We start from the raw sequence: 15,323 nt of genomic DNA on the forward strand, positions 1-15,323 counted from the left end.
GGGCGCGGAGGAAGCCCGTACGACCACGCTTCGAGTGACGCTCGAGCAGCGCCCCGGACGCTGACGATCGTCTTCGTTGCGGCGCGCGGCAGCAGGTGGTGCGCAGGGCGTTCCCGCACTTCTCTCCCGCGCTGATGTCGTGCGCTTCTGGCGAAAGGAACAACACCATGACCGGCTCAGCAGATGTGACGGCAATAGGCGGTAGGCGATGAACCGTCGAGTGGTGATCACCGGAATCGGCGTGCGAACGCCGGGGGGAAACGGGGTCAAGGCGTTCTGGGAGCTGCTGACTTCCGGGCGGTCCGCCACCCGCCGTATTTCCCATTTCGATCCGTCGCCCTACCGCTCCCAGGTCGCCGCGGAGGCCGATTTCGACCCGGTGCACGAGGGGCTCTCCCCACGGGAGATCCGTCGTATGGACCGCGCCGCGCAATTCGCCGTCATCTGTGCACGCGACGCGATCTCCGACAGCGGTCTGGAATTCGAGGATTTCGATCCGGGCCGGGTCGGGGTCAGCCTGGGCAGCGCGGTGGCCGCCGCGACCAGCCTCGAACAGGAATATCTCGTCCTGTCCGACAGCGGGCGGAACTGGCTGGTCGACCACACCAGTCTGTCGCCGCACATGTTCGACTACCTGGTGCCGAGCGTGATGGCGGCGGAGGTGGCCTGGACCGTGGCGGCGGAGGGGCCGGTCGCCATGGTCTCCAACGGGTGCACCTCGGGAATCGACTCGGTGGGGCACGCCTGCCAGTTGGTCCGCGAGGGCTCCGCGGACGTGATGCTGGCCGGCGCGTCGGACACCCCCGTCACCCCGATCGTCGTCGCCTGCTTCGACGCCATCAAGGCGACGAGCACACGCAACGACGACCCCGAGCACGCCTCGCGGCCGTTCGACGGCTCCCGTAACGGATTCGTCCTCGCCGAGGGGGCCGCCATGTTCGTACTCGAGGAATACGAGCACGCCAGGCGGCGGGGCGCGCACATCTACGCGGAGATCTCGGGCTACGCCACACGGTGCAACGCCTACCACATGACGGGGTTGAAGCCGGACGGCCGCGAAATGGCGGAGGCCATCCGGGTGGCGCTGGACGAGGCCCGGATCGACGGCACGGGCATCGACTACATCAACGCGCACGGCTCGGGGACCAAGCAGAACGACCGGCACGAGACCGCCGCGTACAAGCGCAGCCTCGGCGAGCACGCCTACCGGGTACCCATCAGCTCCATCAAGTCGATGGTCGGGCATTCCCTCGGCGCGATCGGGTCGATCGAGATCGCCGCCTGCGCGTTGGCGATCGAGAACGGGGTCATCCCGCCGACGGCCAATCTGCGTCAGGCGGACCCGGAATGCGACCTCGACTACGTCCCGCTGACGGCCCGGGAGAAGCGGCTGCGCAGTGTCCTGACGGTCGGCAGCGGGTTCGGCGGATTCCAGAGCGCGATGATCCTGCGCGACGCCGGAGGTGTGGCGGCATGACGGAGAAGACCTACGTCACCGGCATCGGTCTGCTCGCTCCGAACGGTGTGGGCCTCGAGCGGTACTGGGAGGCGGTACTCGAAGGCCGCACGGGAATCGGCACGCTCACCCGCTTCGACGTCTCGGGCTATCCAATCAAGCTGGCCGGGCAGATCGACGACTTCGACACGGCCGGCCATCTGCCCAGCAGGCTCCTGCCGCAGACCGACGCGTCCACCCGAATCGCCCTGGTGGCGGCGGACTGGGCACTGGCCGACGCCAAGATCGAGCAGGGCACCTTCGCCGATTACGAGATGGGCGTGGTGACGTCCAACGCGTCGGGCGGCTTCGCCTTCACCCACCGGGAGTTCAAGAAGCTCTGGTCGCAGGGGCCGGGTTCGGTCAGCGTCTATGAGTCCTTCGCCTGGTTCTACGCCGTGAACACCGGGCAGATCTCCATCCGCCACCAGTTGCGGGGGCCGAGCAGCGCGCTGGTCGCCGAACAGGCCGGCGGTCTGGACGCCATCGGCCACGCGCGCCGGACCGTACTGCGCGGGACGCCGATGGTCGTCACCGGTGGCGTCGACTCGGCACTCGACCCCTGGGGGTGGGTGGCGCAGATGTCCAGCGGGCGGCTGAGCCCGGCGACGGACCCGCGCCGTGCCTATCTGCCCTTCGACGCCCGGGCATGCGGTTATGTGCCCGGGGAGGGCGGCGCCGTCCTCGTTCTGGAGGCCGCCGGGGCGGCCCGCTCCCGCGCCGCCCAGCACATCTACGGCGAGATCGCCGGATACGCGACCACCTTCGACCCGCCGGCGGGCTCGGCGCGGCCGCCCGGGCTGCGCCGGGCCGCGGAGCTGGCCCTCGCCGACGCCGGGCTCGCCCCGGCGGAGATCGACGTGGTGTTCGCCGACGCCTCCGGGGTGCGGGAGCTGGACCAGGCCGAGGCGGCGGCGATCAGCGGGCTGTTCGGGCCGGGTGCCGTGCCGGTCACCGCACCCAAGGCACTGACCGGGCGGCTCTATTCCGGAGGCGGTCCGGTGGATGTCGCGGCCGCGCTGCTCGCCATCCGGGACGGGATCGTCCCGCCGACCGGCGGGACGACGGACGTGCCCGCGGAGTACGGGATCGATCTCGTGCGCGGCGCGCCACGTCCGGGCCGGGTGGGCTCCGCGCTGGTGCTGGCCCGGGGCAAGTGGGGGTTCAACTCCGCGATCGTCGTCCGGGCGGTGCCCGCCGAACCCGTCTCCCCTTCCGTGAACACATCACCTCCGAGGAGTTGACCATGAGCGAGATGACCATCGACGACCTCCGTCGCGTGCTGATCGAATGCGCGGGCGAGACGGATGACGGCAGCCTCTCCGGCGACATCCAGGACCAGGACTTCGCGTCCCTCGGCTATGACTCGCTGGCGCTCATGGAGACCGCCGCGCGCATCACCGCGGAATTCGGGGTGCACATCCCGGACGAACGCATCGCCGAGCTGCGTACGCCGCGCGAGGTGCTCGACCTGGTCAACAACGCGCTCACACAGCCGAGTTGACGGAGCGCGAGGTGACGGGACGGAACCCCATGGGTGACGACTTCAAGGAAGTGATGGCCCGGTTTCCGACCGGGGTGGCCATCGCCACGACCTGCGACGAGGACGGTGATCCTCACGGGCTGACGGTCAGCTCCTTCTGCTCGGTGTCCCTGGCACCACCGCTGGTGCTGATCTGTGTGGCCAGGTCCGCCAAGTGCTTTCCGGTGTTCGCGCGGACCGGTGAGTTCGCGGTCAGCATTCTCCGCGAGCGCCATGTGGAGCTGGCGCTGAGGTTCGCCAACAGCAAGGCCAGGAAGTTCGGTGACGGCGGCTTCGTCCGCACCTCCCGGGGAGGTGTGGTCGTCGACAACGCGCTGGCGACGGTCGAATGCACGGTGCACCGGCGGCACGACGCCGGTGACCACGTCATTCTCGTCGGCGAGGTCGTCGATCAGTTCCTGTCCGACGCCGGAGGCCCCGCCGTCTATTTCAATCGGAAGTTCGCTGCGCTCAGCTCGGCGCAATGAATCCGGAAGGTGGTTGTTGTCCATGGGGTTCAGCCCCCCGACCCGGCCGGTCGCCGTCGACGAGGAAACACTGCGCCGCCATCTGTCGGACGCGGAGATTCCCGCCTTGCTGATGACGATCGCCCATCTGACCGGCGATGTATCGGTGCTTCGCGAGGATCTGCGGGCGCCGGGCTGGTTGTTCGCACCGCAGGGCGGGCTGACCGCCGAGCAGCAGGCCGAGGTCCGCGAGAGGGCGCTGGAGGTGCTTCTGCGGCCGGGCGGCCGGGGGCCGGCGCCGTTCCCTCCGCCGCCGGGCCGTGAGCTGCTGCACGCGATCACGACCTGGGCCATGGGCTCGGACACCGAGGAACTGCTGCCGCTGCTCGCCGAGGAGCTGGTGGGCCCCGGTGACGACCCGAAGGCACCCGGCTGGACCAGGGCGGCGCTGAGTCCCGGCAGCGATTTCCAGGTCGCCGTCATCGGTGCCGGGTTCAGCGGCCTGCTGGCCGGCTACCGCCTCGCCCAGGCCGGCGTGCCCTTCGTCATCTACGAGAAGAACCCCGACGTCGGGGGCACCTGGTTCGAGAACACCTACCCGGGCTGCCGGACCGATGTGGCCAGCCACCTCTACAACTACTCCTTCGCCCCGAAATACGACTGGCCCGATCACTTCTGCGGTCAGGACGTCGTCCTGGAATACCTGCGCGCGTTCGCCAAGGACTCCGGCGTCGGCGACCGGATCCGCTTCGGCACCGAGGTGTCCGCCATGCGGTGGGACGACGAGCGGTCGCTCTGGCACCTGACGCTGGACGGACCGGACGGTGGGCGGACGGTCACCCACAACGCCGTCATCAGCGCGGTCGGGCAGCTGAACCGGCCCCGGCTGCCGGACATCCCCGGCCGGGACTCCTTCACCGGCCGGGCCTTCCACTCCGCCGCCTGGGAGCACGGGGCCGATCTGGCGGGCAAGCGCGTCGCCGTCATCGGCACCGGTGCCAGCGCCTACCAGATCATCCCGGAGATCGCCGGGACCGCGTCCGAGGTCGTCGTCTTCCAGCGCAATCCGCCATGGCTGCGGCCCACGCCGCACTACCACCAGCCCGTGCCGGACAGCGCCCGCTGGCTGTTCGAGCACGTGCCCTACTACGCGCAGTGGTACCGGTTCTGGCTGTTCGCACCCGGCCTGCGGGGCATCCTCGAAGGCTGGGTCGTCGACCACGGCCACCCGCCCACCGAACGGGCGGTGTCCGCGCTCAACGACCGACTGCGCGCCACGCTGCTCCAGGCGATGGAGGCCCAGCTGACCGACGCCCCCGAGCTGCGCGAGCTGGTGATCCCGGCGTACCCGGTCGGCGCCAAGCGGGTCCTGCGGGACGACGGCCGCTGGCTCGCCACCCTCAAACGGGACGACGTCCGGGTGGTGACCGCCCCGATCGAGCGGATGACCCCGACCGGGCCCCTCGCCGGCGGTGCGGTGTTCGACGTGGACGTGATCGTCTACGCCACCGGTTTCCAGGCCTCCCGCTTCCTCACCCCGATGAGGGTCACCGGCCGGGGCGGTGTCGATCTGCACGACGCCTGGCAGGGCGCACCCCGGGCCTATCTCGGGATCACCGTCCCGGAATTCCCCAATCTGTTCTGCATGTACGGGCCGAACACCAATCTCGTGGGCCAGGGCGGCAGCATCGTCTACTTCTCCGAGTGCGCGGCCACGTACATACTCGATGCGATCCGGCTCCTGCTGGCGAGCGGCAGCCGCTCCCTGTCCGTCCGCCCGGAGGTGCACGACACCTACAACGCCTGGGTGGACGCGGGCAACCGCGACCGCGCGTGGGGCTGGTCGAAGGTCGGCGGTTGGTACAACGAGGGCGGCCGTTCGGCCACCAACTGGCCTTATGCGGCAGGCGAGTACTGGCGGCTGACGCACGCGGTCGATCCCACCGAATACGAGCTGCGGTGAATCGCTCCACAAGCCGCTTCGAGGCAAGCGAGGGTGACGAGAGATGAACGAATCCAGCGGATCGCTGACGGCGGCCGCACGGGACATCGCCAAGATCGCCGACGGCCTCGCCGACGGTATGGACGGTGACCGGCAGCTGAGCGCCGACGTGATCAAGGCCATGGCCGATGCCGGGTTCATGCGGCATTTCGTGCCGGCGGAGTTCGGCGGGCGGGCCGGTACGTTCCGGGAGTTGCTGGGCGCCGTGAGCACGATCGGCGAGAAGTGCGCGGCCTCCGCGTGGTGTGCCTCACTGTTCGCGAGCACGCCCCGGCTGGTGTCGTTCTTCCCGCCGGAGGGCCGTCGGGAGGTGTGGGCCGAAGGGCCGGACGCCGGAGTCGTCTGCTCGGTCCTTCCCTTCGGCGAGGCCGTCGCCGAAGGGAAGGACGGCCTGCGGGTGTCCGGACGGTGGCCGTACATCAGCGCCGTGGAGTTCGCCGACTGGGTGATCGTGTGCCCGAAGGTGTTCGGCGAGGGTGAGCCGGAGCTGCCCCTGGTCGTCGTTCCCCGGGCCGAGTGCCGGGTGGAGGACACCTGGTTCAGCGTGGGGATGCGGGCGACCGGCAGCAATACCGTGGTGCTCGACGACGTCTTCGTCCCGGCCCACCGGATCGGCGACCGGGCGGCGGTGTTCGCCGGCCGCCCGGCGGACCCGGGTGCCGAGCCCCCGGCCGCGCCGCTGGCCCCGTTGGCCGCCGTGAACGGTCTGACGTTCGTGGTCCCCGCCCTCGGCGCGGCCCGGGGTGCGCTGGCCCTGCTGGCCGACTACCTGGGGAAGAAGATCCGGGACACGCCCCCGCTGCCGGGCATGCCGGGAGTGGCCGGCAATCTGACGACCTATGAGACCGTGCTGGCCCGCTCCGCCGCCGAGATCGACGCCGTGCAGCTGTTGCTGGAGCGCATCGCGGACCTGGCCGACCGTCAGGAGGTGATCACCCCCGGGGAGGTCGCCAGGAACGCGCGGGACAGCGCCTTCGCCATCGAGGTGCTGGTCACCGCGGTCAACCGGATCTTCCGCACCGCGGGGACGAACGGGCAGGCGGCCGACGGTCCCCTGCAGCGGCTCTGGCGTGACGTCAACTCCATGTCCACCCATCAGGCGCTCCAGTTCGAGCCGACGGCACGGAACTACGCGCGGTCGCTGTTCGCCGGGGCGTGAACCCGCCCCGCCCACCCGATCCGCACCTGGAAGACCACCGGAACGTGAAGGAGTACATCGTGACCCGACACCAGCCCTCCCCGGACCGCATCATGGAGATCGGCCTCGGCTTCGAGGCGTCGAAGACGCTTCTGAGCGCCGTCGAGGTGGGCGTCTTCACCGAGCTGGCCAAGAGCCCGGCGGACGCCCCGACCCTGCGCGACCGGCTGGGCCTGCACCCGCGTGCCGCGGGGGACTTCTTCGACACGCTGGTGGCATTGGGCTTCCTCCGGCGTACCGACGGCGTCTACCGCAACACGGAGGACACCGATGCCTTCCTGGACCGGGCCAAGCCGTCCTACGCGCACGTCGGCGGCATGCTGGAGATGGCCAACGGGCGGTTGTTCGGCATCTGGAACCGGTTGACCGACACCTTGCGCACGGGTGAGTCACAGGACGAGTCGAAGTCCAGTGACCTGGACACCTACGACGCGCTCTACGCCGACCCCGTGCGTCTGAAGCAGTTCCTCGCGTCGATGACGAGCATCAGCCACGCGGCCAACCTCAAGATCGCCGACCAGGTGCCGTGGCAGGACTACCGGACGCTGGCCGACATGGGCACCGCCCAGGGCGACCTGGCGGTGCAGGTCCTGCTGGCCAATCCGCATCTGACCGGGGTCGGCTTCGACCTGCCGGCCGCCGCCCCCGTCTTCGAGGAGTACGTCGGGGACAACGGTCTGCGGGACCGGCTGCGGTTCGTCGGCGGTGACTTCTTCGCCGACGATCTGCCGTCGGCCGACGTCATCACCTTCGGCCACATCCTGCACAACTGGGATCTGGAGAAGAAGAAGCTCCTCCTGGAGAAGGCGTGGCACGCGCTGCCCAAGGGGGGAGCCGTGATCGTCTACGACGCGCTCATCGACGACGACCGCTCGACGAACGCGTTCGCCCTGCTGATGAGCCTGACCATGCGGGCGGTGACCGACGGTGGTTTCGGTTACACCGCGGCCGAGTGCGTGGGCTGGATGACCGAGGCCGGGTTCACCCGTACCCGGACGGAGCACCTCGTCGGGCCCGATGCGATCGTGGTGGGCATCAAGGAGTGACCCGGGCGGGGCGGCGACGTCACCCCGTGGCCACCTCCCCCAGGTGTATCCGGCCCGGCGCCTGGACACGTACCTCCTTGCACGCGTACTTCCTCGCACGCCTACCTCCCGCACACGTGCCTCGCGCACATGCACCGCCCCGCACACGCACCGCCCGCCCACGCGCAGACCTTCCGAAAGAGGAGCACCGGATGTCCGATTCCCTGAAGGCGAACAAGGACCTCGTCTCCGAGTACATCGAGGCGTTCTACAACGACAAGGACTTCGCTCGCGCGAGTTCGCTGCTCACCGAGGATTTCGCCAATCACCACCCGGGGGTCGGCGTGGGCCGGGACCGGACGGTCGAGACCTTCCGGGAGCAGGCCGCCCGGCCGTTTCCGGCGTTCTCGCTGACGGTCCTGCGCATGGTCGCCGAGGGGGAATTCGTCTGGACCCACAGCGTGGCCAGGATCGCCCCGGACGCGCCGCCGGCGGTCGTGGTGGACATCTGGCGCGTGGCGGACGGCAAGCTGGCCGAGCACTGGGACGTGGGGCAGGCCGTCCCCGAGGGCACCACCTTGGACGAGATGGTGTCGGACGCCCGATGACGGCCAGGATGCGAGCGATCACCCAGCGGTCCTTCGGCGGGCCGGAGGTGCTGGAGCTGACCGAGGTGGACCGTCCGCGTCCGTCGCTGAACGAGGTGCTCGTCCGGGTCCGCGCGGCCGGGGTGAATCCGATCGACGCGCACGTCCGCTCCGGTGCCGTCCCCTTTCTCGGCCCGCCGCCGTTCATCCTGGGCTGGGACGTCTCCGGTGTGGTCGAGGAGGTGGCCGCGGGGGTCACCCGCTTCGCCGTCGGCGACGAGGTGTACGGCATGCCGCTCATTCCGCGCGCCGCGGGCGGGTACGCCGAGTACCTCACGGCCCCCTCCCGGCAGTTGGCCCGCAAGCCGGCCGCCCTCGACCATGCGTCGGCGGCCGGGCTGCCACTGGCCGGGCTGACGGCCTGGCAGGCGCTGGTGGACGCGGCGGGGGTGGGCAGCGGTCAGCGGGTCCTCATCCACGCCGGTGGTGGTGGCGTGGGGCATCTGGCGATCCAGATCGCCAAGGCCCGGGGGGCGGAGGTGGTGACGACCGCGAGCGCGGCCAAGCACGACTTCGTCCGCGGGTTGGGTGCCGACGAGGTCGTGGACTACCGCGCGGTGGACTTCGCGGCCGCGGTCGGGAAGGTGGATGTCGTGCTCGACGGTGTGGGCGGTGACACCGCGATCCGGTCACTGGACGTGCTCAAGCCGGGTGGTTCCTTGGTCACCATCGTCGACATGCGCGATGCCGGCCTCGCCGGCCGGGCGGCGGAGCGCGGTCTGCGGGTCGTCGGGGTGACCGCCGAGCCCGACCAGGTGGGGTTGACGGCACTCGCCGAGCTGGTCGACGCGGGCAGACTGCGGCCCCGCATCGACCGGGTACTGCCGCTCGCCGAGGCAGTGGAGGCGCATCGGCTGATCGACTCCGGCTCCACTACGGGCAAGGTGGTGCTCACTCCGTGACACCGGATCAGGGGGCGCAGCGCACCCCCGCCAACCTGTCCGGCGGATCCTTGGCTGCGGGCCGTCGTTGCCGCCTGCGGCGGCGAGCGCCCTGCGGGCGCGTCCTCAATCGCCGGACGGGCTGTTTCGGCGGAGGCCAGCCGAAACACCCGTCCGGCGATTGAGGACACCGCCGCGCAGCGGTGGTGCGGGGCGACACGGGCCGCGGCGGCCCGTCCACCCGACCCGCCGGACACGGCCTTAAGTCACCAGCGAAAGCGCCGTGGGGAACCCCGAGGCACGGGCCAGCGCCGCCGCTTCGCCGCGGGAGTTGACGCCGAGCTTCTTGAGGATCTTGGCCACATGGAATTTGACGGTGTGTTCACTGATCTGGAGCTGCTGGGCGATCGTCCGGTTGCGGTGGCCGTGCACCAGCCGTTCGAGGACGTCCAGCTCACGGGGGTTGAGGACGCCCAGCGGATCGCTGTGCGGGCGGTCCGGTGCCGTCAGCGGCAGTCGGGCGGTGACGATCGTGCCCCATTCCGGGACGGCGTCGACGTGTAGGGCACCATTCAGCGCGGCGACCCGGTCGGTCAGCCGGTGCACGGCGAGCGCCTCGGCGGCGAGTGTTCCCGGCCCGTCGTCCCGGATGGTCGTCCGGAGTTCGGTGTCCTCGATCTGCCAGCTCACCCGGATCCGGCTGACCCCGCCCTGTTCGAGCATGGTCAGTACGGTGCCGCGTGCCGTGGTGAGCGCGGCCCGGGCGATGTCCGCGGGCAGCAGCCGCTGCCGGCAGTCGGGCGGGGAGAACTCCAGCTCCACATTGCTGTACCGGGACAGCAGTCCCAGCATGTCGGAGAGCCTGCCGAAGGCACCGCCGACCGTCTCCTCGGGCGGCAGTTCCTCGTCCTCCCCGGTCGCCCGCAGTTCGACCAGCGCCGAGACCGCGATATCGGTGGCGGTCCTGCGGGCCGCCTCGGCGTCGAGGGTGCGGGTGCGCAGCACACCGAGCAGGGTGGTGAGCGTGGTGGCGTGGGCGTCGGTCAGATTGGCGACGACCCGGGCCCGCTCGCTGTTGGCGATCCAGGGGCCGGCCATGTCGACCGGCACCGCCTGCGGCATCAGGTCGATCACCCGCACGGTCGCGAGGTCCCACAGCTGCTGGATCACCGCGAGCGCCCGTGGCTCGGGGGCGGTGCCGGTGACCGGCAGTACCGCCAGCATGGCCCCGGCCGAGCCCGGTGGCGCGGAGGCCACGGCGAGGACCGGGCGGGACGAGCCCGCGAGGCGGGCCTCGCCGAACCATGGCTTGCCGACGTCGACGTGCGTGGCGAGGGCCGCCAGCTCGGAGCTGGTGACGTCCTGCGTCAGCTCGGCGTCACCGTGATTCCACGTCGCCGACTTGGGACAGTCGCCGGTGAGCATGACCAGGGCGTTGTGCTCTATGAGATCGGTCAGGGCGGCCGACAGCGTGGACAGAATCTCCTTGAGGGGCGCCCGCATCAAAGCCTTCGCCACAGCCAGCGTGCGCTGCGGGTCCCCCCAGTCCGCATACACCATATGTCGATGGTAGTGGACACCCCGCCTCCGCCTACCGGCCTTCCGGCTAGTCCTGCCTAGCCGGAAGGCTAGAGAGCGGGTTCAGGACAATGAGAAAACTCCTCGCCCCCGACGGCCGCGACTTCGGTAATCGTTCACTTCGATGACGCTAATCTGCCTCCTGCCCGGTGGATGATCCGCATCGACTGGCTCCCTCGGAAACCCGTAGAGCCCGCCTGACCCGTCCGTACCGGTCGGGCCACGATCATTTTGGGGACGGCGCTGACTTCATGACCTGGTTCGAATCTTTCATCCTCGGGCTCGTCCAGGGCTTGACGGAGTTCCTGCCGATCTCGTCCAGCGCCCATCTGCGGCTGACCGCCGCCTTCGCGGACTGGCAGGACCCCGGCGCGGCGTTCACCGCGATCACCCAGATCGGTACCGAGACCGCCGTCATCATCTATTTCCGCAAGGACATCGCGCGGATCGTCTCCGCCTGGTTCCGGTCGCTGTTCGACCGTCGGATGCGTCATGACCACGACGCCAAGACGGGCTGGCTGGTGATCGTCGGTTCGATCCCCATCGGAGTGCTGGGCCTGCTGCTCAAGGACGCCATCGAGGGGCCGTTCCGCGATCTGCGGCTGATCGCCACCACGCTCGTCGTCATGGGCGTCGTGCTGGGCGTCGCCGACCGGCTCGCGGCCCGTGACGAGCAGGGCGGGCGCCACCGGGCCGTCAGGGAGCGCAAGAGCCTCGAACAGCTCACCACGCGGGACGGGCTCGTCTTCGGCGTCTGCCAGGCGATGGCACTGGTCCCGGGCGTCTCGCGGTCGGGAGCGACGATCAGCGGCGGGCTGCTCATCGGCTACACCCGCGAGTCCGCCGCCCGCTATTCCTTCCTGCTGGCCATCCCCGCCGTCCTGGCCTCGGGCCTCTTCGAACTGAAGGACGCGGGCGAAGGGCACACGGCGTGGGGGCCGACGGTCTTCGCCACGGTGATCGCGTTCGTGGTCGGTTACGCGGTCATCGCATGGTTCATGCGCTTCATCTCGTCCCGCAGCTTCATGCCCTTCGTGATCTACCGCGTCCTGCTCGGTCTGCTGCTGTTCGCCCTGGTGGGGGCGGGGGTACTGAGCCCGCACGCGGGAGAGAACGCGGGCTGAGCCGGGCGGTATCGACAGGTTCGGCCCGCGCCTCGCACGACGCGCCGCGGCGTCACATCACGGGTTGAAGATCACACTGGCGAACGTCAGACCCCGGCCGGCGTGCCGGCCCGGTTCGATGCGGGTCGCCGCGCCCTCGCACTTCTTGTTCGCGTAGACGACGAGGGGCTTCTTCGTCTCGTTGTGCGGGGCCCGGGCCTCCTGCCCCATGTCGAGGCACCTGCGGTCCGGCGGGTTCTGGACCGAGTAGATCTTCCCCTTGGGCCCTTCCCAGATGAAGTGGCCGACCGCGGCGAATGCCGGGGCGGTGGCCAGGGAAACGGAGAGCAACAGCCCCCCGAAGGTGGCGGCTCCGGTGCGGAACAGGTGCATGAGAGCTCCTGGAGATCGGTGGAAATCGGGTTGTCCCCCAGGGACAACGATCTTCTCCACCGAACGAAACTCACCCGGCCCGGGCGCCCCTCGCGGACCCCGTCACGCCGCCGTCTCGAAATCCGCCCGTACGGCCGCCACCCACCGCGCCCGCAGCGCCTCGTACTCGGACCGCTCGGGCCCCGACAGGGCCCGGCCGCGCCGCGCCGACAGGAACGCCCGTATCGCGGCGTTCAAGGCGGAGGCGTCCGGATGCGAAGGAGCGAAGGTAGTTGACATGGCAACAGATTAAGGGAGGCCACCGACAAAGGAGCCGGTATCGCGCCGGTCCCGATGAGTGGGACACCTGTTTGGCGAACTTACTTTCGCTCCCGACGCTCTACCCCGCCTTGCCGAGCGCCCAGGCCCGCAGGGCCGCGCGGTCGCCGAACCGGGCGGCGTCGCGGTCCAGATTGCCCGCCGAGCTGTACTGGTGGAACGTCCAGGGGTGCTTGACGGCCGGGCGGCCGGCCGGGTGGTCGGGATCCGCGATCCATAATCCGTCGCCCGCCTCGCTGGTCGTATCGCGGTTGAGCCAGTAGTCGCGGTTGCAGTAGAGGACCACTCGATGGCCGGCCGCTCTGGATCTCACATGGCCCAGCCAGCGGTCCTTGTCCGAACAAGGGACCCTCGGTTCCTCCCAGTCGAGGGCCAGGACATCCCCCGGCCGCAAATTGATTTTGCCGAGGAAGTAGTCGCCCTGCGCGGACATCGACCCGGCCGTGACGTAGTGGTAGTAGCCGACCACGAGCCCCGCCGCCCGGGCCCGGTCGCGCTGGGCCACCCATTTCGGGTTGGTGTAGGAGACACCTTCGGTGACCTTGACGAAGACGAAGTCGAACCCGTCCACCGGGTACTTCTCGCTCTGATAACTGCTGACATCGATGCCGTGAATCATGCCGCCGCCTCCGGAACGCGGAAATCTCGACTGGGAGCGTGTCCGCAGTATCGATCCGGAACGGCGCGCTGGCGAGGGTGTCCCCGGGGGGAATTCCCCCGTGGCACGGTGGAACCGCGCGGGCCGGAAATACCGGCCCGCGCGGCGCGTTTCCCGCTCAGTCAGTGGCCGTGTCCGCCACCGGCCGCCGGGGTGCCCGCGGAGGCGGGCGGCTGGGTCCAGTTCGGCGGCTTCGCACCGGCCGGGGCCTTGCGGTAGGCGAAGTCCTCGAAGGTCATCAGATAGTCCTTCTGCTTGGCCCGGTAACTGGTGCACGACTTCTTCGGGTAAAAGCCGCTGATCTCGACCTCGGGAGCCCACTTCAGGGTCAGGCAATCGCGCTTCGGCTTGGTGCTCTTGAGCCAGTCGGTGGACAGGACGTTCTCCCAGAAGGTGATGTGGGAGTCGTACGTCCCGTACACGAACGCCTGGGTGAACGGCCCGCCGTTGGCGGGGGCGGCGCTGAGGTCGACGATGTGGTTGCCCATGCGGCCGGCCGCGCCGGGCAGCCCGAAGCCGTCCGGGTGGTACGGGGCGGGCACGGGCTTGGCCGCCTTCTCGTTGTCCGCGCAGTTGACGAAGATGGCACCGCAGGGGCCGGTGCGTATGGCGTTACGGGCCTCGTAGTCCATCATGAAGTAGTGGACGTCGAAGTGCGGTTTGTCGAAGACGTGCTCCGGACCGTGCCCCACCGACTGCCAGTTGAACATCATCCACTTGAAGGGCAGCCCCTTGAGCTGGGGGAACCACAGCACCCGCTCGTGGCCGCCGCCGCATTCGGTGTTCGGGTCGACATTGCCGTCGTTGTTCTTGTCGAAGCAGGTGTTCCCGTCGTGCCGGGGGGTCGTCGGCAGCGAATTCGCGGCCGTCTCGCTGACGGCGACGCCGATCACCTTCGGTGAGCCGTCGGGCTTGCGGGAATAGACCGTCTCTACGTGGCCCTTGCCCAGGGAGGTCCGGTTCTCCACGATGAGATCACCGGCCTTGTCGGGGCCCGGGTCGGATGTTTCGTCGGCGCTGTCCGGCCTCGGGCCGTCGGGGCCGGCCGGTACCGCCGAGGCACTGCTCGCGGTGATGTTCCCGACGGCCAGCGCGGAGGCGCCGAGTGCCGTCAACAGCAGGGCCATGACGATCAGCAGGGACCTGCGTGGCCTTCTGGTGGTCCGGTTCCTCTTCGTTCCGTTCACGTGCTTCCCCGTTCGTGGTGCGCAGTCAGAGTTCTTCGTGGCTCACAGTCGGTTGTGGAGGTGCGGTGTCGGTGTGCGGTGTCGGTGGGTGCGGTAACGGAAAAGCGGCCGTCAGCGCCAGTTCGGGGCTGCCGGCCGCTCCTCGTTCCGGGTGGCGCTCCGTGCTCGCCGGGCCTTACTCGGCCGGGGCCTCCCAGGCGAACGGCACGAACGGCGGGTCGAGCTCGACGGCCGTCATACGGTTCGCGAAGGTGGACATCGTGTACGTGCCGACGCCCATGACCACCTCGAGCGCGTTGCGCCGGGTGTAGCCGGCGGCGAAGAAGGCGTCGAACGCCTCCTTGCCGACCTGCCCGTGCTTGGTGAGCACGGCCAGGGTGAACTGCCGGATGGCCTCCAGACGGGCATCGGCGAGCGGCGCCTTGTCGCGCAGGGCGGACAGCAGCTCGGCCGGGGCCTGCTGGCGGGTGAGCGTGGCCGAGTGCATGGCCACGCAGTAGTGACACTCGACGTAGGTCGCCACGGTCAGCACGACGACCTCACGCTCCAGCAGCTCGAGCGAGGTCTGGTCGAAGGTGCCCACGGCCTTCATGAACGTGCCGAGCAGTTCGGGCGACTCCGCCATCGCGGCCACCGGCCCGGGCACGAATCCGAAGTTCTTCTGGGCACCCTCGACCATCGGGCGCGAGGCCTCCGGAGCGGTCTCGGGGGTGTGGAGCGTGAAGGGGGAGTCGGTCATGGTGTGTCTCCTTCGAGCGTTCGGCGCGGGATGCGGCGGACAGCGGTTCGGCGTCCGCCGCGTGCGTTCGGTTCGGTGTGTGTCGTGTGCTCGCGCGGGCCCGCCCGGTC

General features: G+C 69.8%; 16 protein-coding genes. 10 read left to right on the forward strand and 6 right to left on the reverse strand.

The window, feature by feature from the left end; genetic code table 11:
- Window positions 1-208 precede the first annotated feature (208 nt).
- The 9 genes from ACZ6MA_RS22550 to ACZ6MA_RS22590 all read left to right on the forward strand — a co-directional run bounded on the left by ACZ6MA_RS22550 (window position 209) and on the right by ACZ6MA_RS22590 (window position 9,258).
- The gene (locus ACZ6MA_RS22550) at window positions 209-1,477 is read left to right on the forward strand and encodes a beta-ketoacyl-[acyl-carrier-protein] synthase family protein (RefSeq protein WP_469435706.1); all 1,269 of its coding nucleotides are present in this window, start codon (window positions 209-211) and stop codon (window positions 1,475-1,477) included.
- Window positions 1,474-2,739: a ketosynthase chain-length factor gene (locus ACZ6MA_RS22555; RefSeq protein WP_469435707.1), complete on the forward strand. Its 1,266-nt coding sequence runs from the start codon at window positions 1,474-1,476 to the stop codon at window positions 2,737-2,739. The genes ACZ6MA_RS22550 and ACZ6MA_RS22555 overlap by 4 nt, the downstream gene beginning before the upstream one ends.
- Window positions 2,740-2,741: 2 nt before the next feature.
- The gene (locus ACZ6MA_RS22560; protein ID WP_469435708.1) at window positions 2,742-2,999 is read left to right on the forward strand and encodes an acyl carrier protein; all 258 of its coding nucleotides are present in this window, start codon (window positions 2,742-2,744) and stop codon (window positions 2,997-2,999) included.
- Window positions 3,000-3,010: 11 nt separating this feature from the next.
- A complete protein-coding gene (locus ACZ6MA_RS22565) occupies window positions 3,011-3,505 on the forward strand; it encodes a flavin reductase family protein (RefSeq protein ID WP_469435709.1) in 495 nt (164 codons plus the stop codon).
- Window positions 3,506-3,527: 22 nt separating this feature from the next.
- Window positions 3,528-5,447 carry a flavin-containing monooxygenase gene (locus ACZ6MA_RS22570; RefSeq protein WP_469435710.1) on the forward strand — a complete coding sequence of 640 codons (1,920 nt, stop codon included), beginning with the start codon at window positions 3,528-3,530 and terminating at the stop codon, window positions 5,445-5,447.
- Window positions 5,448-5,490: 43 nt separating this feature from the next.
- On the forward strand, window positions 5,491-6,645 hold the full coding sequence (locus ACZ6MA_RS22575; protein WP_469435711.1) for an acyl-CoA dehydrogenase family protein: 1,155 nt from the start codon (window positions 5,491-5,493) through the stop codon (window positions 6,643-6,645).
- Window positions 6,646-6,704: 59 nt separating this feature from the next.
- Window positions 6,705-7,730 carry a methyltransferase gene (locus tag ACZ6MA_RS22580; protein WP_469435712.1) on the forward strand — a complete coding sequence of 342 codons (1,026 nt, stop codon included), beginning with the start codon at window positions 6,705-6,707 and terminating at the stop codon, window positions 7,728-7,730.
- 191 nt (window positions 7,731-7,921) lie between these two features.
- Window positions 7,922-8,317, forward strand: a complete 396-nt coding sequence (locus ACZ6MA_RS22585) for a nuclear transport factor 2 family protein (RefSeq protein WP_469435713.1) — start codon at window positions 7,922-7,924, stop codon at window positions 8,315-8,317.
- 8 nt (window positions 8,318-8,325) lie between these two features.
- The gene (locus ACZ6MA_RS22590; RefSeq protein WP_469435714.1) at window positions 8,326-9,258 is read left to right on the forward strand and encodes an NADP-dependent oxidoreductase; all 933 of its coding nucleotides are present in this window, start codon (window positions 8,326-8,328) and stop codon (window positions 9,256-9,258) included.
- A 240-nt stretch (window positions 9,259-9,498) separates the two neighbouring features.
- Here the strand turns inward: ACZ6MA_RS22590 and ACZ6MA_RS22595 are convergent, their stop codons facing one another.
- Window positions 9,499-10,797 (reverse strand): helix-turn-helix transcriptional regulator, encoded by a 1,299-nt coding sequence (locus tag ACZ6MA_RS22595; protein ID WP_469435715.1) that lies wholly within the window; start codon window positions 10,795-10,797, stop codon window positions 9,499-9,501.
- 269 nt (window positions 10,798-11,066) lie between these two features.
- Between ACZ6MA_RS22595 and ACZ6MA_RS22600 the strand changes: the two genes are divergently transcribed.
- Complete coding sequence (locus tag ACZ6MA_RS22600) at window positions 11,067-11,939, forward strand: undecaprenyl-diphosphate phosphatase (protein WP_469435716.1); 873 nt, start codon at window positions 11,067-11,069, stop codon at window positions 11,937-11,939.
- Between the two features lie 57 nt (window positions 11,940-11,996).
- On the opposite strand, the gene ACZ6MA_RS22605 is transcribed toward ACZ6MA_RS22600, so the two are convergent.
- From ACZ6MA_RS22605 to ACZ6MA_RS22625, 5 genes are all read right to left on the reverse strand, one after another.
- The gene (locus ACZ6MA_RS22605; protein WP_469435717.1) at window positions 11,997-12,311 is read right to left on the reverse strand and encodes a hypothetical protein; all 315 of its coding nucleotides are present in this window, start codon (window positions 12,309-12,311) and stop codon (window positions 11,997-11,999) included.
- Window positions 12,312-12,413: 102 nt separating this feature from the next.
- Window positions 12,414-12,590, reverse strand: a complete 177-nt coding sequence (locus ACZ6MA_RS22610; protein ID WP_469435718.1) for a hypothetical protein — start codon at window positions 12,588-12,590, stop codon at window positions 12,414-12,416.
- 100 nt (window positions 12,591-12,690) lie between these two features.
- Window positions 12,691-13,248, reverse strand: a complete 558-nt coding sequence (locus ACZ6MA_RS22615) for a glycoside hydrolase family 25 protein (RefSeq protein WP_469435719.1) — start codon at window positions 13,246-13,248, stop codon at window positions 12,691-12,693.
- A gap of 161 nt (window positions 13,249-13,409) precedes the next feature.
- On the reverse strand, window positions 13,410-14,474 hold the full coding sequence (locus tag ACZ6MA_RS22620; RefSeq protein ID WP_469435720.1) for a hypothetical protein: 1,065 nt from the start codon (window positions 14,472-14,474) through the stop codon (window positions 13,410-13,412).
- Window positions 14,475-14,649: 175 nt separating this feature from the next.
- Entirely contained in the window at window positions 14,650-15,213 is a 564-nt protein-coding gene (locus tag ACZ6MA_RS22625; protein ID WP_469435721.1) for a carboxymuconolactone decarboxylase family protein, read from the reverse strand.
- Window positions 15,214-15,323: the final 110 nt, after the last annotated feature.

Source organism: Streptomyces sp. NPDC042259 (assembly GCF_055582085.1).